The organism is cyanobacterium endosymbiont of Braarudosphaera bigelowii (assembly GCF_020885515.1).
GTDB classification, from domain to species: Bacteria; Cyanobacteriota; Cyanobacteriia; order Cyanobacteriales; family Microcystaceae; genus Atelocyanobacterium; species Atelocyanobacterium thalassa_A.
Genome location: NZ_AP024987.1, coordinates 249,361 through 271,478 on the forward strand (window position 1 = coordinate 249,361; position 22,118 = coordinate 271,478).

Annotated in this window: 18 protein-coding genes, 1 tRNA gene and 1 pseudogene; 9 read left to right on the forward strand and 11 right to left on the reverse strand. The window is 30.8% G+C overall.

Going from position 1 to position 22,118, the window contains the following annotated elements; all coding sequences use genetic code 11:
* Positions 1-19 precede the first annotated feature (19 nt).
* From LPC16_RS01105 to LPC16_RS01130, 6 genes are all read right to left on the reverse strand, one after another.
* The gene (locus LPC16_RS01105) at positions 20-496 is read right to left on the reverse strand and encodes a GIY-YIG nuclease family protein (protein WP_229637432.1); all 477 of its coding nucleotides are present in this window, start codon (positions 494-496) and stop codon (positions 20-22) included.
* 51 nt (positions 497-547) lie between these two features.
* Positions 548-2,179 carry an iron uptake porin gene (locus LPC16_RS01110; protein ID WP_229637433.1) on the reverse strand — a complete coding sequence of 544 codons (1,632 nt, stop codon included), beginning with the start codon at positions 2,177-2,179 and terminating at the stop codon, positions 548-550.
* 754 nt (positions 2,180-2,933) lie between these two features.
* The gene (locus LPC16_RS01115) at positions 2,934-3,908 is read right to left on the reverse strand and encodes a cysteine synthase A (protein WP_229637434.1); all 975 of its coding nucleotides are present in this window, start codon (positions 3,906-3,908) and stop codon (positions 2,934-2,936) included.
* A 1,351-nt stretch (positions 3,909-5,259) separates the two neighbouring features.
* Entirely contained in the window at positions 5,260-5,613 is a 354-nt protein-coding gene (gene rplT / locus LPC16_RS01120) for a 50S ribosomal protein L20 (RefSeq protein WP_040054859.1), read from the reverse strand.
* A 41-nt stretch (positions 5,614-5,654) separates the two neighbouring features.
* Positions 5,655-5,858 carry a 50S ribosomal protein L35 gene (gene rpmI, locus LPC16_RS01125; protein ID WP_040054858.1) on the reverse strand — a complete coding sequence of 68 codons (204 nt, stop codon included), beginning with the start codon at positions 5,856-5,858 and terminating at the stop codon, positions 5,655-5,657.
* Between the two features lie 368 nt (positions 5,859-6,226).
* Positions 6,227-6,299: transfer RNA gene (locus LPC16_RS01130), tRNA-Ala, on the reverse strand.
* A gap of 199 nt (positions 6,300-6,498) precedes the next feature.
* Here LPC16_RS01130 and LPC16_RS01135 point away from each other — a divergent pair.
* Positions 6,499-7,131 (forward strand): DUF3318 domain-containing protein, encoded by a 633-nt coding sequence (locus LPC16_RS01135; RefSeq protein ID WP_040055229.1) that lies wholly within the window; start codon positions 6,499-6,501, stop codon positions 7,129-7,131.
* A 303-nt stretch (positions 7,132-7,434) separates the two neighbouring features.
* On the opposite strand, the gene glnA is transcribed toward LPC16_RS01135, so the two are convergent.
* Entirely contained in the window at positions 7,435-8,856 is a 1,422-nt protein-coding gene (gene glnA / locus LPC16_RS01140) for a type I glutamate--ammonia ligase (protein WP_040055230.1), read from the reverse strand.
* A 422-nt stretch (positions 8,857-9,278) separates the two neighbouring features.
* On the opposite strand from glnA, the gene LPC16_RS01145 reads away from it, so the two are divergent.
* Entirely contained in the window at positions 9,279-9,806 is a 528-nt protein-coding gene (locus LPC16_RS01145) for a hypothetical protein (protein ID WP_229637435.1), read from the forward strand.
* 41 nt (positions 9,807-9,847) lie between these two features.
* Here the strand turns inward: LPC16_RS01145 and LPC16_RS01150 are convergent, their stop codons facing one another.
* Entirely contained in the window at positions 9,848-10,531 is a 684-nt protein-coding gene (locus tag LPC16_RS01150; protein WP_040055232.1) for a Crp/Fnr family transcriptional regulator, read from the reverse strand.
* A gap of 362 nt (positions 10,532-10,893) precedes the next feature.
* On the opposite strand from LPC16_RS01150, the gene LPC16_RS01155 reads away from it, so the two are divergent.
* On the forward strand, positions 10,894-11,586 hold the full coding sequence (locus LPC16_RS01155) for a hypothetical protein (protein WP_229637436.1): 693 nt from the start codon (positions 10,894-10,896) through the stop codon (positions 11,584-11,586).
* 54 nt (positions 11,587-11,640) lie between these two features.
* Here LPC16_RS01155 and clpP read toward each other — a convergent pair.
* Together clpP and LPC16_RS01165 are read right to left on the reverse strand one after the other, a co-directional pair.
* A pseudogene (gene clpP / locus LPC16_RS01160) lies at positions 11,641-12,249 on the reverse strand (ATP-dependent Clp endopeptidase proteolytic subunit ClpP); the annotation flags it as partial.
* Between the two features lie 292 nt (positions 12,250-12,541).
* The gene (locus LPC16_RS01165; protein WP_229637437.1) at positions 12,542-12,940 is read right to left on the reverse strand and encodes an ArsR/SmtB family transcription factor; all 399 of its coding nucleotides are present in this window, start codon (positions 12,938-12,940) and stop codon (positions 12,542-12,544) included.
* Positions 12,941-13,112: 172 nt separating this feature from the next.
* Between LPC16_RS01165 and hetL the strand changes: the two genes are divergently transcribed.
* The 5 genes from hetL (at position 13,113) to LPC16_RS01190 (ending at position 19,477) form a co-directional block, all read left to right on the forward strand.
* On the forward strand, positions 13,113-13,835 hold the full coding sequence (hetL, locus tag LPC16_RS01170; RefSeq protein WP_040054502.1) for a heterocyst differentiation pentapeptide repeat protein HetL: 723 nt from the start codon (positions 13,113-13,115) through the stop codon (positions 13,833-13,835).
* Between the two features lie 190 nt (positions 13,836-14,025).
* A complete protein-coding gene (gene rplI, locus LPC16_RS01175) occupies positions 14,026-14,484 on the forward strand; it encodes a 50S ribosomal protein L9 (protein WP_040054501.1) in 459 nt (152 codons plus the stop codon).
* A 618-nt stretch (positions 14,485-15,102) separates the two neighbouring features.
* Complete coding sequence (gene zwf / locus LPC16_RS01180) at positions 15,103-16,632, forward strand: glucose-6-phosphate dehydrogenase (protein WP_040054500.1); 1,530 nt, start codon at positions 15,103-15,105, stop codon at positions 16,630-16,632.
* Positions 16,633-16,705: 73 nt separating this feature from the next.
* Positions 16,706-18,064: a glucose-6-phosphate dehydrogenase assembly protein OpcA gene (gene opcA, locus LPC16_RS01185; protein ID WP_040054499.1), complete on the forward strand. Its 1,359-nt coding sequence runs from the start codon at positions 16,706-16,708 to the stop codon at positions 18,062-18,064.
* A gap of 273 nt (positions 18,065-18,337) precedes the next feature.
* Positions 18,338-19,477: a quinone-dependent dihydroorotate dehydrogenase gene (locus LPC16_RS01190; protein WP_229637438.1), complete on the forward strand. Its 1,140-nt coding sequence runs from the start codon at positions 18,338-18,340 to the stop codon at positions 19,475-19,477.
* Between the two features lie 17 nt (positions 19,478-19,494).
* On the opposite strand, the gene LPC16_RS01195 is transcribed toward LPC16_RS01190, so the two are convergent.
* Entirely contained in the window at positions 19,495-19,716 is a 222-nt protein-coding gene (locus tag LPC16_RS01195; protein WP_229637439.1) for a hypothetical protein, read from the reverse strand.
* A 744-nt stretch (positions 19,717-20,460) separates the two neighbouring features.
* Here LPC16_RS01195 and LPC16_RS01200 point away from each other — a divergent pair.
* Entirely contained in the window at positions 20,461-22,023 is a 1,563-nt protein-coding gene (locus tag LPC16_RS01200; RefSeq protein WP_229637440.1) for a M16 family metallopeptidase, read from the forward strand.
* Positions 22,024-22,118 lie beyond the last annotated feature (95 nt).

Sequence of the window (22,118 nt, forward strand, 5' to 3'; positions counted from 1 at the left end):
TTAGTTTAAGATTAGAACACTACAGCATATTGAGTTTAACTTTATTAAAATTTTTATAATCTAGAGATTTTCGAATAATCTTTTCATTTAGGATTTCAAATTCAGGCTTAATATCAGAATAAAATAAATGAGATATGCAACTACAATCAGAAGCTCCAAATTTTTTTACAGGAACCTTAAATAAATTATTATTTAATAAGAATTTAGCCCATTCATGTTCTTGTCTAATCTTAGAAGTTGAATACCAGACTTCTAACGGAATTAAATATTGTCTCAGATAATCAAGATGCCAATGTTTATTTTTATAAATTTTTATATGTCTCTGTATTCGTGAATTTAAACCACCTGCTCCGAAAGCGCTACCTACATATATGTAATAACCCAAGTTTATTGGATAAATGCCTAAATTACCTATACTGGCTGATGTTGAATTAAAGCAGAAAAGTAGCAGACAATAAGTTCCTTTTTCGTTATTTGGCAATAATCTATAGCTCATAATTATGAATGTTCAATTTTTTTCGAAATTTACTAGTTAGATTAGAGCCTTTTAAAAAGTGAAAGTTGTTCTAATGGTTCCAATCACCAAATCGTCATTAGCATTATCATAATCTGGTGATGTAATAACTACAATGCCAGGAGTAATTTTAACATTGTTGTTAATTGTATATTCATAAAAAGCCTCTAGGTGAAAGGAAGTATCTTGATCGCTATTTCTTAATCTTCCCGGTAAATTAATATTTGATTTAGCAACCCAAGGTTCCATTCCTATAACTATAGCGCCTATTCCGTCTTCGATTAATGCATCTGGAAAGGCTAATGTTACTGCCCAATTCCAAATATCTAGATTTCCTCTATCGATAAAATCTTCTTGTAATGTTACTGAACTAGTCTTTGTTGTAGTAAAACCTCCCCAGCCTCCTAGAATAAAGCTAGGGGCGACGCTCCACATAAATTCTATTCCATAAGCGTTATTAACAGTATTTACGTTAGATGAAAATTCTTCTTGCATAAATGATTGAAAATTTGAAAGACGACTTCCTGTACCAGAATCAAGATTATTGTAACCATGAACATATGTGAAGTCGACGGTAAAGTTTCCGTCGGTTCCATATGGATACCATCCAATTTGACCGATAACGCCATAAGGGCCATTAAACATTCCTGCTTCTAAATCAGGATCATTACCATTTTTGGCTAAATAGCCACCACTCCATTCAAAAACCTCAAATATAGTTCCTCTAAATCCTATTCCAGGTCCTCCAGCCATAAAATACAGGGGATTGCGGCTACCAAATGAGGTTATCGCTCCGAACGCTCTATCCCCATCTAAAAAGTTAACTGTTGGTACAAAATCATCAAATGCACCACCTACTGGTTCTATAAACATTCTTATATTTTCTGCTAGATTAAATTGATAAATAATCAACTGTATAGCTAAATCAGAATTATCTGGTTGTTGAAAACCTAGATCTCCTTCAAATGTATCTGTAATAGTCGCGTAAGAAGGAATTGTTCCTGTAGCAAGACGAGTATACAGTGAATCATTACCATCAAAGCTAGTATTTAATTCAATTCTTCCTCTGTAACCCAAATTATTAGTATTATGTATATCTTCAATTCCTTGTTTTTTTTCTCCATTAGTAATTCCTGTCAAACCTACAACAAACTGTCCACTTAGAGTTGTCGTAGTAGAAAATTGATGCTCCTCTATATAAGCTACTCTCTTTTCTAAATTTGATACTTTAGAACCTAATATAATTAACTCTGTTTCGAATTCCTGCATTAATTGCTTGGATATTTCAATATCTTCTCTTAAGATTACGGTATTTTCCCTTAATGATTTTTCAATTGCATTTAAACATGAGTTCAATCCTGCAGTAAACTCATGGCGGGATAAATTATATCTTCCGTTAAAAATTTTACTTGGATATCCTGAAATACAATTATAACGTTTGATCAATCTTTTTAAAGACTCGTAAGGCCAATCTGTAGGAGATATATCTTCTAATTTAGAAAGGTTAGTAACTTTGGAGGTTAATACTTGAGAGTTATGAATAGGATTAAGAAATCCATCACGAAATTTCTGAAGTTTTAGATTATTTGATGTTTCAGGTAATGCTTGAGTTGTAGTAGTTGACAGAAAAATTATCAAAGCAGTGATGCCATATGTCTTATACATAGAAAACAAATTAAACATCAGTTTTTCACACCTCATATGAAATGAAGTTTTACAAAAAAAGAAAGAACAGAAGAATAACATGATAACTCTATCTCAGGGTGCAGAAATTATAATACTTAACTTAGAAGAGACATAATTATAACAATTTTTAGATTTTTATATCATTATGCAAAGCTAAATTACTAAGTATAAAAAATAACTTAAATATTCTTATAACCTCAATTATATGGGCTTTACTAAATCATTTAGCCATATTTAAGTTATCTTAAAATATCTATATTTAATATTCTGGTAACGTATTTAGTATCATTAGCTATTAAAATTTTTTGACGAATGTTGTGTAAAGTACCTTATTTTTTCAGATAGCAATATCAATATGTAATTGTCTACATTAGATAATTTATCCTATTATGTTCAAACATAATTCCTACAACATTTATTTTCATGAAAACCTATATAACTTTTATGATTTATTAGATCAATATATGCATTTGTCTTATAATTAGCAACTTTTTATTTTGATATCTCCTAAATATTTTATCGAAATTAAGATTATAAACTTCAACATATTATGTTGGTGAATTATCTATTATAATTATTAGTTTTGTTTGGCTATAAACTAATAAGCCATTTAAATATCATTATTGAAATTTGTTAAGATTAAAATATTTATTATTATTTAAGAATTTTTTGAGAAATAAATACTGAGCCTACTAAAAACAGAGATTTATTAATATTACATACAAAAAAATCATTAGACATCTAATAATCCTTTTTCTTTTAACCACGTTTTATTATAAATACGTGATTGATAGCGTGCACCACCATCACACAATACTGTAACAATAGTATGTCCAGGACCGAGCTTTTTAGCTAAGGCGACTGCAGCCCCTACATTAATGCCTACAGATCCTCCCATAAATAAACCATCACGAGACAATAACTGATTAATTACTTGAATTGCTACGCGATCATTGATTTGTATAGCATCATCTATAGGAGCTCCTTGCATATTAGCTGTAATGCGGCTATTGCCTATACCTTCTGTTATAGAACTACCTTCCGATCTTATTTCTCCTGTTTTTACATAATTATATAAGCCACTGCCCATTGGATCAGCTATTACACATCTAATTTCGCTATTTTGTTCTTTCAGAAATAAACTTGTCCCAGCGTAAGTTCCACCTGTTCCTGTAGCTGATACCCAGGCATCTATTTTTCCATCTGTTTGATACCAAATTTCAGGACCTGTTGACTTATAATGTGCTTGACGATTCGCTAGATTATCAAATTGATTAGCCCAAATAGCATTATCTATTTCTTTGGCCAATCGTCCTGAAACCTTAACATAATTTTCTGAGTTTTTATAAGGGACTGCAGGAACAATTCTAACTTCTGCTCCCAATGTTTTCAAAAGATCAATTTTTTCCTTTGACTGAGTTTCAGGAATAACAATAATACATTTATATCCTTTAGCATTGCAAATATGAGCTAATCCAATACCCGTGTTACCCGCAGTCCCTTCAACAACAGTTCCCCCAGGCTTCAATAATCCTTTATCTTCTGCATCTTTAATAATATATAAAGCTGCTCTATCTTTAACAGAACCTCCAGGGTTAAGGAACTCCGCTTTACCTAGAATATTACACCCTGTTTCCTCACTAAAACTTTTAATTCTGATAAGAGGAGTATTTCCAATAGTATTGATTAAATCTTTTTTAATATCCATAAATTAAAGTAATTAAGTGAGTATTTCAGACATGTTACAGACAATTATATCTCAACGTTTATTGTAATTTGATTAGTAACCTTGTTAAATAGTTAAGCTTTATTTATTAAAAATGTCATAAGCATTGGTTAAAATTTCAACATCTCCTACATTCTACAGATTTTAGCTTTAAAGTTGTACTTGAAAGATTATTAGATCTAGTTCCTCCTTTATTAATTAAGAAGCCAATACTATTAGGTAAATTTCCAATAATATTTGTTAAGAAAAACAAAACGAGTACTTCAAAATCAGATTTTTCTTGAAGAGAACTAAAAACTATTTGTTTTCTACTTGTATAAATAATAACAGTTCGTCTACTATGATAAGTGGAGCTTATCTGTTCGATTAATTTTTTGAGTAATCTATTTTTTCTATTTGGAAAATTCTATAATTCTTTAAGATTAATTTAAAGTCCTGATAAATTATGCTGTTGTAACAAGTCTTTTGATTATTCGATTGTCTTTTTTGCATGAGAACCAACTAAAACAATGTCTGAACTATTTTGAGATTTATATCTTTAGCTCCTAATAAATGTCTACTAGGTTTAGTAAAAACAATTAGCACATTTACAGCACCACAAAATAAAAATTTTTACCAAGCTCTACCGCTACTGATAAGTCTCTAATAAAATATTTCAAATCTAATTAATATTTTACGTAGAGATTGTTATTTAACCTCATTAACTCTTTGAAGCTATCTTCACGGATATCTTTTAGTAAAAAGTATCTTACATAAGCTGCCTTAAATAATCCCTCTATTTTTTCTTCGATACAATAAGATAAATAACAGTGAGAGTAACTAAAAATAGAATTCTTAGAAAACTCTGTTTTATGAATTGGATATAAACAAATTTTATTTTTTAAGCAGTGTATATTACTTATAGTACTTCTCTCTCCTTCGAAAGAGATAAAAATGAAAAGTTAGCATCGAATTTATCGAGAACAACTTCCATTCCTAAAGAATAGTATCCCTTAAAAGCAGAGTTAGGACGACTATATATTAAAAACTTTGTTATATTTTCATTTTTAAGAACAATTTTTAGAGTATGACAAACTTGCTCAGTAACTTTTTTAGCTTTTCCTAAAATTAAAGCTCGTGTATTCGTTGTTGTAAAGAATATAAGAGATACAAAATGCTTATTGCCTGTGAACCAGTAGAGTTATCATTCAAAGCAATAATTTTTGATGTGTCTATCATATCTATGGTAGATAATATTACTTAATAAATTAAGGCGAAGCCTATTTATATGGATACTTCGCCGTAATTTATCTATTCAGAAATATTCTTAACTTTCCATTCAATTGATTCTTAATTATTTAGTAACTTTAGCGGCCTCTACTACTTTAGTAAATGCTTGAGAATCAACAATTGCTAAATGAGCTAACATTTTTCTATTAATGTTAATACTGGATTTTTTCATAAGGCCAACTAACTTGCTATAACTTATTCCGTTTTGTCTAGCAGCTGCATTAATTCGCGTAATCCATAATCTGCGGAAATCTCGCTTACGTTTACGGCGATCTCGATAAGCATTACGTAAAGCTTTCATCACCTGTTGATTAGCAATACGAAATAACCGAGAATGACTTCCTCGAAATCCTTTGGCAAGTTTAAGAATTTTTTTGCGACGTTTACGGGCAACATTGCCCCGTTTTACCCTTGTCATAGTTCAGCTTTAAGTGTTTTATATATTTAATATCAATCTGTTTATAGATAAGGTAACATTAGCCGAACATTTGCTTCATCTTGCTCACTTACTAAAGTACTATGAGATAGACGACGGCGTTTTTGTTCAGAACTTTTGTGATTTAACAGATGGTTCTTATAGGCTTTGCGCCTAACAATTTTTTTACCGCTTCCTGTTACCCGAAAACGCTTGGCAGCAGCTTTACGCGTTTTTAGTTTTGGCATAAATTTCGTAGAATTAAAAGATGCTTAACTAGCATAACATTAACCAATCAATAAACGCAAAAATTCAAGAGGAAAATTTTATGGTATAGCTTTAATTTTACCTATAATAGTATTGAATTATCATGTCAAATAACAACTCTCTATAGATATTTCGTTATCTTACTATTTAGCACAAATAACCGACAGTCTACATAAATTATTTTCTTATTAATAAACACTTAGCTAAACCGCTTTCTATTTATTAATTGGCTAAAAGTATAATTCAACTATAATCTATGACTTAACCTCATTATTCAATGTAATTACATTTTTTGACTTTTATCTTGAGATAGAATAATTCTATAAAAACTGTTTTAATCTAAAATAAATGGAGCTAAGCGGATTCGAACCGCTGGCTTTCACAATGCCATTGTGACACTCTACCAACTGAGTTATAGCCCCTTACAGTATTCATAACTATATTTATAAGCTAATTAAAATCTGATATTAATCATGCAATAATTAGTATTACTTCGTCAAGCATTTAAATTCAAAATTTATATAAAATTTTAATGTTCTATTGTCTTGATAATAAAATTAATTTAATATACTTCTAAACTAGAATGTTAGATAACAATCACAAAAAATATTGTATAAAAAAATGGCATCTTATGTAACTTCGTCTGCTAGAGCAGAAATGAGTGAATTAAGGCGTTTAAGAACGCTATTACCGCTTGAATTACAAAACTGGGTCATGATAGAGGGAAGTACAGAAATTAATCCTCCTCTTATTCGATGTGAAGAACTTGGAAGAGATGAAGTAGAAATTCAAGTTGATTTAGCTAAGTGGGAGAGTCTAGCTATAGATCAACGAAACTTATTGTTTTGGCAGGCAGTCGCTCGCATTCAAAATGATACTATTCCTCGAGAAGGCTGGGAAATGGCAGCTTTAGCTATTGGTCTAGGAGGCGCTGTGGGAGAGCTGTGGGTTCAAGATGCTTTATTATTGATTTTAGCTATAGGCCTATGTAGTATTTCTGGCTATAGGCTATGGCAAAAAAATAATGGAGGACGTAAACTTAAAGAATCTATTGAAGCAGATGAAAAGGCAATAGTTCTAGCCACACGCTTTGACTATACACTTCAAAATGCTTATAAAAGTTTAGGAAGCGCATTTAAAACACTTATTGAACAGACTCCTAACCGTCGACAACGAAAAGAATATGAGTCACGATTACAAGCTTTAAGACGTAGTGCAAGCAAAGCAAAAGAAAAAATGCAAAGAGAGAAATAATGATAGTAAATTAATTAACTGCCAATTCTAAGATTAGTCATGATAGTGTTAGGATAAGCAGTGCTCATTAGTATAGTTAATAGAATCTTAAATATTAAAATTAATAGATCTAAATTAAGAGTTATTAATTTATTTGAATAAAGTTATTTCCTAATGCAGTTATTTAAAGAAAAAGAAGGACAATTTATATAAATTGTCCTTCTTTTTCTTTAAATAACTGCTATTTTTCTTAATGACTTCTATAATTCCTAAATATAAAGAGTAAGGATACCATTATAGAAGTAACATCTTTTGAAGGACTAATTACACATCATAATAAAGAGCAAATTCATAGGGATGAGGACGTAAACGCATAGGTTGAATCTCATTATCAAATTTATACTGAATCCAATTAGTAATGAAATCTTCTGTGAAAACATCACTATTAGTCAAAAATTCGTGATCTTTTTCTAAGCATTCTAATGCTTGTTCAAGAGAAGGAGGGGTAGAAGGAATTTTATTCATTTCCTCAGGAGATAAATCATATATATCAATATCTAAGGAATGTCCTGGATCAATTTTATTTTTTACACCATCGATTCCTGCGCATAGGATGGCTGAGAATCCTAAATAAGGATTACATGTTGCATCAGGACAACGAAATTCTAATCTTTTTGCTTTAGGATCAGGACCTGATATAGGAATACGAATAGAAGCAGAACGATTTCCTTGAGAATAAGCAAGATTTACAGGAGCTTCAAATCCAGGTACAAGACGTTTATAAGAGTTAGTGGTAGGATTTGTTATAGCTAAAAGTGCAGGAGCATGTTTCAGAATACCACCAATGTAATGTAATGCAGTTTCACTTAAATTTGCATAACCATCTCCCCAAAAAAGAGGTTGGCCATCTTTCCAGATCGAGTGATGAGCATGCATTCCTGAACCGTTATCGTTAAATAAAGGTTTAGGCATAAATGTAACTGTTTTCCCATATTTTTTAGCTACATTTTTAATAACATATTTATAAATCATTAAATAATCTGCTGCTTCAATTAGAGGAGCAAATCGAAATCCTAATTCGTTTTGTCCTCCTGTTGCAACTTCGTGATGATGTTGCTCAATAGGAACACCACACTCTGCCATGGTTAGTAACATTTCTGTTCTCATATCTTGCATAGTATCGGTTGGAGCAACAGGAAAATATGCCTGCTTATAACCTGGCTTATAACCTAGATTGCCTCCTTCTTCTTTTTTCCCTGTATTCCAACGTCCTTCTATACTGTCGATATAGTAGTAGGCTTGATTTTCAGTTTGATCAAAACGTATATCATCAAAAACAAAAAATTCTGCTTCTGGTCCAAAATATGCAGTATCTCCAATACCTGTATCCTTTAGGTAATCCACTGCTTTTTCAGCAATTGTACGAGGATCTCGACTATACCAATCCCCAGTACGTGGCTCTTTAATTCCACATATGAGACTTAGTGTTGGCTCTTTATAAAATGGATCAATCCAAGCTGTTTTGGGATCAGGAACCATACACATATCAGATTCATTAATGGTTTTCCAACCCCTAATACTAGAACCGTCAAAAGGGACTCCGTCACTAAAAGAATTTTCGTTAATTTGATTATGATAAAAAGAACAGTGTTGCCAAGTTCCAGGCATATCAATGAATTTGAGATCAATAATTTTTATATTTTGATCTCGTACCATTTTCAAGACTTCTTGAGCTGTTTGGGCCATGTAAAACTCCTTGGAATACTAAAATATATACAGTAGCTTGATATGAGGCTTCGAACAACTGATAATACTGAGAGCCTTTTAAAGATTTTATGCAATCTCGTATTTGTCAGGGTTATTAAACTTATAGATAATATTAAATTGTGACAAAAATAAGAAAAAAATCCTATTTTTATCTCATATGTCATATCAATAAACTCAGAAAAAGTAGTTTAATCTAATTAGATTAGCGATATAGTACAATTTGATATAAGTTTATTGAATATCTTTTATTAATGCAGGTTTTATTCCAATTCAAATCCATTATTTGGTTTATTTCAAGTATATCTTTGAAACATTTCAAATATGATGTTAAACATTTCCTTACAAAAAAGCAATGGCAAAGTATTATTGTTTATCTATTACTATCTATAGTAATTACTTTTATGCTTGCCTGGGACTGGAAATTAATTTGTGCGACCTTAATAGGTATCAATCTAATGATCTTTATACAGAAAGCCCAAAATAAAAACTTTCAAAATATTGTATTAAATTGGTATAAATTCTTTAATAGCCCTAAAGGAAAATTAACTTTAGCTATTATCATTGGCTGTTTTGGAATACTGGAAAGCTATGTAACTCTGTCTGTATTGTCTGATATTGAAAATCATTGGTTAGCAAGTGAACTAATTTTTCAAAATCTAGGAGTTTTTATAATATTAACAATTCTTATTTTACAAATATTTGATTCATCAGAGAAAAAGCAAAATAATCAGTATAAAGAATTAGTATCTGAATTAACTGAAGTTAATCCTTTAAAACGATTAATTGCTGTACATAATATATCTCATTTACTTAAAAAGAAACAATTAAATGTAAATCAAGAAGAAGAAATATTAGAATACTTCAAAGTTATCTTAAATCAAGAAAAAGAAGTGGTTATTCGTCAAAATATCTTGAAGAGTTTATGTTAAGTCAGCTTTTCAAAGTTATCATTTTTTATTGGATTCATTATCTAGAGTTGCTTTGCAAAATGGTTAAGTTGTTTGAGATTAGTTAGTGATAAAATCTGTTGTGTAGTATTTATTTCTATACAGCCTTGATTCTGTAGCTGTATCATAATGTTCTGGCATTCTTCATTAGAAATATTGGCAACATCAGCTAAATCTTGATTAGTAATTTGTAGAATTTCTAATCCTTCTGCAGTTAATTTGCCATAAGTTTCAGCAAATCTAATTAAGGTTTTAATTAATCTTATTTTCGGCTTTTGTTGACGTAATTGAAATCGGCGATATAAATATCTATATCTTTTAACGCTTAGTTGTAACATTTTGTGATGTACTTGAGGATCTTTAAATAGCATTTGTAAGAAACGTTGAGCTGAAATACTTATCAAATGAACTTCAGATAAGGCGGCAACATCTATACATTTGAGAGGTTCGTCAAGTATTTCCATTTCTCCCCAAAAATCTCCTTTGCTGAGAATTTCCAAAGTTACTTCTTGGTTAGAATTGCGAGAACGTACTTTGACCCAACCGGAAACTATAAAGCAGATTGCCTTTCCACAGTTATTTTCCTTTATAATTTCTTCATTTTGGACATAGTGTTCTTCATCGGCGACGGATAGTATCCATTCTATAGTTTCTGGACTTGCTACACTAAATAGGGGGAATAGCTCTATGATTGCTTGAGTTTCCATTAAAGGTGCTTTAAGATGGCACTGAATAAAAGGTTAAGAGGTACTAATTGATTGATTTTTTCTTTTTGTTTCAATCTTCTAATTAATGATAAACCCCATAGATACTCTAAGTCTAGAGTTATTAAAATAGTATAGCGAAGAAAATCTAGCAAAATTTAATAACTATACAGTTTTTAAAGAGATATTAACTAGATTTATTTTAAGATAAATGATTTAAAAATATTCTTTAACAAATAATATTAAGAAAACTCTATAAAAATAATATTTTTTTCAGTCTTTTCATATCTGTAGATGTTAGAATATCTTCTACATGTAATGTTATAAAATAACCTATAAAATTAAGTAGAGATAGATAGATACTCATGATGTTAGACCAATTCCGTAATTACTATCCTCAAGGAAGTTTAATTAGTGAGCTAATAACTATTGATCATGGAAAGTACATTGTTAGAGCATTGATACAGGTTGATGGTGTCATTTTGGGAACAGGCCTAGCTGGAGATAATATAATAGAAGTAGCTGAAGATCGTGCTATAGATAGAGCTTTAAAAAGTGTAGAATCAACAGTTAAATCTTCGATAAAGCTTGATTCTGTTAATTATAAGAATAATTTAGACACAGAATTTAAGGATGTTATTTTAAATCCCTCAGAAAAATTAATAGAATCTTCAAATATAGAAGAAAATAAGCAAAACAATAATGACTTCTCTGAACCAGGTTTTAGAGATCTGGTTGAAATAAAAGAATATGGTCAAGAAGTTGCTAATTTTGGGAAAACTGTTGATAAAAGGAGCAATTTACAAGAAGATGATACTTCCCACTCCCTTCCTAATAATGACAATACTTTTTTCGAGTCTAATGTAGACAATGAGTCTCTTGATTTTTCAGAAATTATCGCTCGTTCTAACATAGAGTTAAAACGAGTAAAATGGACAACAGAACAAGGTAGGGATTATTTAATTAAAACTTATGAAAAAAGATCTCGCCAAGTGCTTTCTGATAAGGAACTTTTAGACTTTCTTCATTATTTAGAAAACCTTCCAACACCTACTTAGTTAAATATTTATTAGATAGAGGTACTTAATAATTTACCTCTATCTAATAAATATTTAACTTACAGCATCAATTACTGAGGGACTACGACTAATAACCTGGTCAATTAATCCATAGTTTTTAGCTTCTTCTGCAGACATAAAGAAGTCTCTTTCTGTATCTTCAGCAACTTTATTTAAAGGCTGTCCAGTATGGTCAGCAAGATGATTATTTAGAAGACTCTTAAGATAAAGAATTTCTCTAGCTTGTATCTCAATATCTGTAGCTTGTCCTTGAGCACCACCTAAAGGTTGATGAATCATAATACGAGAGTTAGGTAAACTCATTCTCTTGCCCTTGGCTCCAGCACTAAGAAGAAACGCTCCCATACTTGCCGCTAGTCCGATACAAACGGTACATACATCAGGTTGAATCTTATTCATTGTATCAAAAATTCCTAGTCCAGAAGATACAGAACCACCAGGAGAATTAATGTATAAGTAAATATCTTTTTCAGGATCTTCTGCTTCAAGAAATAATAACTGAGCTACAATTAAATTAGAATTTTCATCTTTAACTTCTTGTCCTAGAAATACAATACGTTCTCGCAAAAGACGAGAATAGATGTCAAATGCGCGTTCGCCACGGCCAGAGGTTTCAATAACAGTAGGAATCATTGAGCTTTTTTTGTGATATTTACTATGATCTTAGCGATTTTACCTACACAAGACCATAATAAATTATGGCGATGTTCAAATTAAAACTTTAAATCATTTGAGTTAAGACCACATATTGATGATTCCTTAACCGATATATGGTTAATAAAAAAGTATTTAATCAAGACATTATGCATGAGATGATAGGTTTTTATTAATTAAATTTATCCGCGACAAAATATTGTATGTACTTCGTTTAAGTATCAACTTATTAATAACTTGTTTTAAATGTAATATTTGGATTATTTTTATTAGCTTTTATCTAAAATATTTTTTGGAATGTCTGTACAGATTCTAATTGTTGATTTTTCTGTTGTAATTGTATAGCAACAGAATTACACACTAAGTCACACAATGAGAAGACCAATGGATTTGCAATCGCATAAAATACATTAACGCCTTCTTGAGTTCTTGTGACGATACCAGCTTGAGATAATACTTTCAAATGCTTAGAAACATTAGCTTGTCCCAACTCAGTTATTTCAATAATTTGAGAGACATTTTTACCTCCATTTTTGAGTGCACAAATGATTTGTAATCGGCTAACTTCTGATAAAACTTTAAAAAAGTCTGCAATTATTGTTAAAACAGCGGGAGATAAATTAGATATTTTTCCTTTTTCCAAGAAATCCATCTTAGGAGCGTATTGGGAGTAGGTCATTTCTAATATACTTTCTATGGAAGCAATAGACTATGTAAATACTTGGTAAGCCCCATTATAGCTTAATTAGTCTCAATTGCCTATATTACCAAATAGTTATTTATTAACATAAAAATAACTATTCCTTGAATAATCAAGACTAAAATAATGAGGCTATTAGACAAGAAAAATAATGAAGTTAAATCAACTATTAAGTAAATATAATCTAGGAGAAAGAGATTTTCAAAACATTTGTTTGAGAGAAATAGATTTAATAGGGGTTAATCTTCCAAATATCAATTTGGAAGCAGCTGATATAAGACAAAGTCGCCTAGGGAAAAGTAATCTTAATGGAGCAATATTTAAAAAAGCTGATTTAAGTGAATCTATTATTTGGGGAACTAGTTTGAAAAATTCCAACTTATCTAGAGCCATTTTAAGAGATACAGACCTTAGTGGAGCAGAACTTATTAATACTAATCTTACAAATGCTTATTTAAGTAAAGCTAGTTTATGTGGGGCAAACCTAGCTAAAGCAAATTTATCATACGCGATACTGTATGAAGTAGACTTGCGTCCCCTTTCTAATAGAAGAACTAATTTAGGGCAAGCAAACTTAAGCCATACTGATTTATCCTATGCCAAGTTGAGTTCAGCTTTACTTTTTAGAGCAGACTTGTCAGGAGCAAAATTATGTCGAGCAGAACTAAATCAGGATCCTTATAAGTTTCCATTCTTAACAGATTTAACAGAAGCTAACTTACAGGGAGCAGATCTGAGCTATGCAGACTTAAGCAATGCTATTTTAGTTAATGCTAATTTAAAAAATGCAGATTTAACTGGTACCAACCTAAAAGGAACGAACTTACAAGGAACTATTATGCCAAATGGAAGTATATATAACTTATCTATTTAATTTATATAAATAATATTTTTCAAAAATCACATAAAATTTATTTAAATATTTGACCAGATCCAGTTTTTAGTAAAAAAAATCGCATAAATGAGACAAGTATTATATTAACTTGTCATATTTTTAATCTATTGTAAAATTAAAAGTTGGTGTAAAAAATATTTTGTAGTAAATGTAAATAAGGATAGATATTATGTCTAAACGAGTTCCAATGGTTCTAAATAAGTCTATTAGTAAACTAGGAAAAAGCGGTGATCTAGTAGAAGTTGCTCCGGGATATGCTAGAAACTATCTTCTTCCCCAGAAATTAGCTGTCATTGCTACTAGCAGTATTCTTAAGCAAGTTGAACAACGTAAAGAAAAAGAAGCTCAAAGACTTTTATTTGTAAAACAAGCGGCAGAAGAGCAAAAAGTTTCCTTAGAAACCATTAAGTGTTTTACCATTAATAAACAAGTTGGGGAAGGGGAAGCAATTTTCGGAACTGTTACTAATCAAGAAGTCGTAGAAATTATACAAAAAATCACTAATCAAGAAATAGATCGCCGAGGTGTTACTCTTCCTGAAATTAGTCAGACTGGTTCTTATGAAGCGACTATTAAACTTCATCCAGAAGTAATTGCTACTATTGAAATTCAAGTAATACCTTCTTAAGAATATATTTCTTAGTTATTATAGCTTTTAAAAAAAGCTAGCTTAAATTAAGCAAGTGTATAAAAGCTTTAGTATAATGCTCTAGAATCTTGTAGTACTTAATTTTACTTTAAAGATTACTCATAATTATTTAAAAAATCATTTAACTTTCTTTCTTGAGAATATTCTAAATGAGAAAATTATTAACTACTTTTTGTTCTTTTACAAATTACTAAATAAAATTGTTTTTGAGAGTTAAATTGAAAATAATATTTTTCATTTTAGTCAATTCTTGCTTATTTACTTGAATAGAGAATTAAAAGTTACTTAGGTTTCTAGAATAACTTTATTTTTATTAAATAAAATATTTAAAGAATAATCTTATTTAAATTTTAAAGCTACTAATTTTGACCTCTAGATTTATATTAATAATATAAATCTAGAGGTCAAAATTAGTAGCTTTAAAATTTAACCATATAGGTAGAGAATATATTAAGACTTAAAATTTGATATTGGAAAGAAGCCGCTGATGAATTACACAGTTTATTATTATCAAAGCTTAATTTTGTGTAATAACTTCGCTTCCTTCAGAAAAGTTTTAGTTAAACTGAAAACTATTGAGGAGGCAAAGTAAAGCTTATGGTAACATTATTAGAAAATCCATTTCGCATTGGACTACGCCAAGAGAGAAATCCACAACCCTTAATACTAGTGATTTTTGGTGCATCTGGTGATTTAACCCAACGTAAACTTGTTCCTGCACTCTACAAAATGAAACAGGAAAGAAGATTACCTCCAGAATTAACTGTAGTAGGAGTTGCTCGTCGAGATTGGAGTCATGCCCATTTTAGAGATAAAATGCTGGAGGGGATTGAAGAGTTCTCTGATGGTATCGGTAATAAAGAATTATGGGATAATTTTGCTGAAGGCCTATATTACTGTTCAGGTAATATGGATGAACCGGAAAGTTATCAAAAATTAAAAACTTTATTAAAAGAGTTAGATGACAAGAGGGGAACTAGAGGAAATCGTGTATTTTATCTATCTGTTTCTCCGAATTTCTTCCCACCTGGTATTAAGCAATTAGGTGCAGCTGGGATGTTAAGTGATCCCTTAAAACATAGAATTGTTATTGAAAAGCCTTTTGGTAAAGATTTAAGTTCAGCTAAAGTCCTTAATCGTATAGTCCAAAATGTATGTAAAGAAGAACAAGTTTATCGAATTGACCACTACCTAGGGAAGGAAACTGTCCAAAATTTATTAGTTTTTCGTTTTGCTAATGCAATTTTTGAACCTTTATGGAATCGCCAATTCGTAGATCATGTTCAAATCACAGTAGCTGAAACTGTTGGAGTAGAGGATAGAGCAGGCTACTATGATACTTCTGGAGCCTTACGGGACATGCTGCAAAATCATCTTATGCAGCTTTTTTGTTTGACTGCTATGGAACCTCCTAATGCTTTAAATGCTGATAGTATACGTAATGAAAAAGTTAAGGTGTTACAGGCAACTAACTTGGCTGATACTCATAATTTAGAAAACTCAGCTATTCGTGGACAATACAAAGCAGGCTGGATGAAAGGAAAACCTGTTCCAGGATATTTAGAAGAAACAGGAGTTCCTTTAAATTCTTCTACACCTACTTATGTAGCCATGAAACTAATGGTAGATAATTGGAGATGGAAGGGAGTACCTTTTTACCTTAGAACCGGAAAAAGATTACCTAAAAAGGTAACTGAAATATCTATTCAATTTAAAGATGTACCTTTTCTTATTTTTCAATCAGCAGCTTACCAAACAAATCCTAATATTCTAAGCATGCGTATTCAGCCTAATGAAGGTATAGCTTTAAAATTTGAAGCAAAAATGCCGGGTTCAGAACTTCGTACTCGTTCAGTAGAAATGGATTTTAATTATGGCTCTTCTTTCGGTATGACTACATCCGATGCATATCATCGTCTTTTATTGGATGCCATGCTAGGAGACCAAACTTTATTTACGCGTGCTGATGAGGTTGAAGAAGCATGGCGTGTTGTTAGCCCTGTTCTTTCTGTATGGGATAGTCCAGCTGAACCTAACACCGTTCCTCAGTACGAAGCTGGAACGTGGGAACCTACAGAAGCAGAATTGTTAATGAATCGTGATGGTCGTCGTTGGCGACGCTTGTAATAGAAATCAGGAATTTTTCCTGCTTAGTTGATTTCTTACCCAACCAATAACTTCCTCCCATAACAGAACAATTATGACTACTCAAACTCTCCCAATCGTTTCTTTGCAAGATCCCAAGGATGTTTCTATAAATGTCATTGAGGCGGAACTAAGCAATATTTGGCAAAGTTATAATAATAACGATGATGGAATTATAGCTACCCGTGCTAATACATTTACCTTTATTATTTATGAACCTGGACCTACTCAGTATCTATTAGCTGTTCTTGGTTTTTATACAGGTATTATTGATGGTATAGTTGGTCCTCGTACTATCGCTGCAATTAAATCTGCAGAAGAAACATACAACCTAAAAGTAACAGGCGAATCTAGTGAAGAGTTTATTCTTAAATTACAATCAGAATTTAAACAAGCTAAGACTAAAGGACAACTTAGTGATTTGCAAAAAATTACTGCTCAGTCCTATTCTCCTGACCTAGAAGAAACAGGTTTAGCTAATTTTAATCCTTGTAGAGTAATAACAATTCGTCCTACTGTTGATAGTAATGATAGCGTCAAAGCACAAGTCTCTGCTTCTTGTCCTATTAACAAACAAGGTAATCATACTTTAGCTTGTTGTGAATATATTACACTACAAGGAAGTGCTGATGCTTTAGAAAAAATTAGTGATGTTATCTCAGATTTAAGTATTGACGGATTACCTACATGTACTTGGTGGAAAGCTATTCCTGAGCCAGAGTATGAACTTTTTAAAAAGTTAGCTTCCCAAAGTAATACTCTGGTTGTAGATTCCAGCACTTTTAGTAATTCAATAAACCAACTGGCAAAATTAGGCAAGATGTTGGAGCAAAACTTACCCTTAGCTGATTTAAACTGGGTAAGACTGAGTCCATGGCAAGAACTAACAGCTGCAGCTTTCGATCCTCCAGAACGTCGTAATGCTGTTTTGGAAATTGATCGTATTGCTATTGATTATGAAAAAGGAAATTCAGCCCAAGCATTAATGTACTTAGGTTGGGTTGCTAGTCGCTTACAATGGCAGCCTATTGCTTATGAGTATGAAGAAGGTGACTACAATATTTGCAGAGTCAAGCTTCTTAATAGTGAACAAAGAAGCATAGAAGCTGAATTGTCTGGAATTCCTCTAGCAGATTGGGGTGATGTATTAGGAGATTTAATTAGCCTGAAATTAAGTTCTACAAATTCACAAGCAGACTGTTGTACAGTATTATGTTCCGGTACTACTGGATGTATGCGAATGGAGGCATCTGGTGGTGCTCAGGCTTGCCGTATTGAACAAGTAACATCTCTAGCAGATCAAAAAACCGACAATTTGATTCAAAGACAACTTCAAAGATGGGGTACAGATGCTTTATATAAAGAAAGTATGGAAGTCGTTACCTCTATGCTTAAATTAGCTCTTAATCAATAATTAAAAATCAAGTGTTTTATTTATAAGTGGGATTAGAATATATAAGTCTTCTAATCCCACTTTTCATCAATTTTAGAAATAATTTAAATTAACAAAATCTATTATAAAAAATATAATGCTGTTAACTACAACAAACCAATGTATAAAAAATTAAAATTTAGACATTACTATATACTAGCTTCCAGTCTAATAAGATATACTGTGATGTTCTCTTAAGTATAAGAATCAGACTACTGATTCTATTTTACAAATGACAAACACATATTGAAATTTATGTTTAAGATAGTTCAATCTTTTTATCCTCTCTTCTTATACTTAATTAAAAATTATCCGGAAAAAGCTCATCATATTTTTCTAAAAAGTTTAAACTTTTTAAACAAAAAACGTTATACCTTTTTTGGAAATTATTTATTATCAAATATAAGAAATTCTTTCTGCTATAGTGATACCCGTCTTAAGCAGACTTTGTGGGGACTTGATTTTAATATTCCTGTAGGATTAGCTGCTGGGTTCGATAAAGATGGTTTGGCAACAAGTATATGGGACTGTTTTGGTTTTGGATTTATCGAGATTGGAGCTGTTACTCTTCATCCTCAAGTCGGTAATTTGAAACCAAGATTGTTTCGTCTACCTTTAGATACAGCAATCTTAAACAGATTAGGTGCAAACAATGATGGTGCTGTATCTATTGCTAAAAGATTGACAATGGACAGTAAAATAGAGCCTTTTAAAGTTCCAGTTGGTATTAATTTATGTAAATCAAAAATTACTCCTCTAAATTTAGCTGTCGATGATTATTTGGGCAGTTTTCATCATCTTGAGTCTTGCGTAAATTATTTTACTATTAATGTGAGTTCTCCTAATACACCTGGTCTTAGGATACTACAAGAAGAAAAACATTTAGAAACTATCCTATATAAATTACAGCTCGAAAATAAATATAATAAACCCTTGTTTATTAAAATTTCTCCTGATTTAAACTGGGAATCCATTAGAACTATTATCGCATTATCTAAAACTTATAATCTATCAGGTATTGTTGCTACTAATACGACTACGAAGCGTGAAAGCTTAAAAACTGTAATTTTAAAAACAACAGGAAATTATATTGAAAAAGAACTTGGAGGTATTAGTGGAAAGCCAATCTGTGAAAGGTCAACGGAAGTGATCAGATTTATATATAAGGAGACGAAAGGTACATTGCCTATAATTGGAGTAGGAGGAATTTTTACAGCAAAAGATGCTTGGAATAAAATTGCTGCAGGAGCTACGCTATTACAATTATACACAGGTTGGATATACCAAGGACCTTGGTGCATACCAGAAATATCAAGAGGACTAGCTCTTCAATTAGAGAAACATAAACTATCTCATATTTCCCAAGTTATAGGTAGTGAAATTCCATTTTCTTAAAAAGAAGGGTAGTATTTTTAGGTTTGCTTATTATTCTTTGCATAAGCTTTGGCCGAGGCTTTAATCCAAGTAGTAATAGCGATTCCAAGAGGAAGTATCATAACGCCGAGACCTGTTATTAAAGAATTCTGGCGAGCGAAAGAACTATTCATTAGTAGAAGAACAATACAACCACAATACAGCAAACCAAGTAAAGGTAGCCCTATCACAAGAATAGAAAACTTAGTATCTTTATCCATAAAAGCCCTTATAAATAATTGAGATATTGATTTATTCAAAAATAATTACATATAAATACATTGTTTTTAGATCTATATAAAAATAATGCATTTATACTCATAATAATTAAAGATAAAGCCATTTGATTAGCATTATATACTAGAAACAAGAGAATTTATAAATTTAATAGATGATAATCCATTAGTATTAAACTACCTAGAAAGATTTTTCCTAATAAACATATATTGCTACTGAAAACTCTACTAAATTAATTAGTTTTACTTTACCTTTAAGGAAATAATATTATTAAATAATCCGTCTATAGAACACGAATAAATAGTAGTTAATATTACAAATGTTATTCCTATGATAATGTTCTTAGTATTCTTTTAAAATCTCATGTTAACTGAATATAAAATTTACTTTATTATATATATATTACTTCCTGTCTAGAAATTACTTGAATTTGTTTAAGATAATAATACTATATTGTTTTACTAATCAATTAAATTATTAACTGATTAAATTTATTCTAAGATTATTTTTTAAAATAATAATCTTAGAATAAATTTAATTAATGATAACCAATGATAAAAATCATCAAAGAATATTTAGTACTTGTATTATTTCTTAAATAACTAATCATCTATAATGAAGGTTGGAGGTTTTTCAACATATGGACGAACAAACATAAGGTTTATTTATATATTGACAAACTTTATTTAAAAACGATAATTATTAATCAACTCTGCTCTATTTATTTTATGATCACTAACTTGTTTAAATTATTTTGTTTAATTGGTTATTCTGTCAGTATCATTTATATTTTCTCTTTTTTATATGGAAGCGGAGATAGCTCTGCCCTTGCAAAAGATACTACTTCTAATTCATCTTTCTCTACTTTTCCTTATCTTGAACATGCTGCTAAGCAAATAAATGAATTTACTCTTGATAATGGTATGAAATTCATTGTTATGGAAAACCATAGTGCACCTGTAATATCTTTTGTAACTTATGCAGATGTTGGAGGAGTTGATGAACCTAAGAATAAAACCGGAGTAGCACACTTCCTAGAACATCTAGCTTTTAAAGGAACTACAGAAATTGGAACAACAAATTACACTGAAGAAAAAGAGATACTAAGTAATTTAGATCATGTTTTTACTCTTATAGAAGAAGCAAAAAGTAGAAATGATAATGCTAATGTTCAATTATTGACTGAAGAATTTCATATCTTACAAGCTGAAGCTCATAATTATGTTAAACAGAACGAATTTGGGCGTATTGTTGAGACAGCGGGAGGTGTTAATATTAATGCTGCAACCTCTCCAGATTCTACTATTTATTTTTATAGTTTTCCTTCAAATAAATTAGAGTTATGGATGTCCTTAGAGTCACAACGTTTTTTAAATCCGGTATTTCGAGAATTCTATAAAGAAAAAAATATTATACTAGAAGAACGTCGTCTTAGAACAGAAAATAATCCTATTGGTAAGATGGTAGAAGCTTTTCTAGATACTGCTTTCATTCAACATCCTTACAAGCGTCCAGTGATTGGTTATAATAAAGATATTAATGGTTTAACTCGTAAAGACGTTCAAGACTTCTTCAATATTTATTATGGACCAAATAATTTAACGATCTCTATTGTGGGAGATGTGAAATTTGAACAAGTAAGGAATTTGGCTGAAGTATATTTCGGACGTTATCCTTCTAAGGCAGAACCACCTAAAATATCTGTAGTAGAGCCAAAACAAACAGAAGCTCGTGAAATTACATTAAATCTTGATTCTCAACCTTGGTATTTAGAAGGATATCATGTACCTTCTTTAGATCATCCTGACAATGTTGTTTATCAAGTAATTTCTAATATATTGAGTTCTGGACGTACATCTCGTCTTTATAAATCTTTAGTTGAAGATAAACAAGTGGCCTTAGTAGCTCAAGGTTTGAGTGGTTATCCATCAGATAAATATCCTAATTTAATGCTTTTTTATGCACAAACTTCTCCTCAAGCATCAGTCGAAGAAGTCGCGAAAGCCTTGTCATTAGAAATTGAGAAACTAAAAGTACAACCTGTTTCTGAACAAGAATTAGAAAAAGCTAAAAATAAATTAAGAGCTAGTCTATTACGTTCTCTTGATTCTAATTTGGGGATGGCTCGTGCTTTAGTAGAATATGAAGTAAAAACAGGTAAATGGCATAATCTTTTCAGTCAAGTTCAGGCTTTAGAAGCCGTTACGGCTGAAGATATTGAAAGAGTTGCAAAAATTACTTTTAGGTCAGAAAATATGACAGTCGGACGTATACTACCTAAAAGACAATAAGATAGTTATATATTTTTTCAATTAATTATTAGAAATAGAAGAAATGTAACTCATAAGCTTTAATTACTAAAACTAATTCAGATTGTGCTTACTCT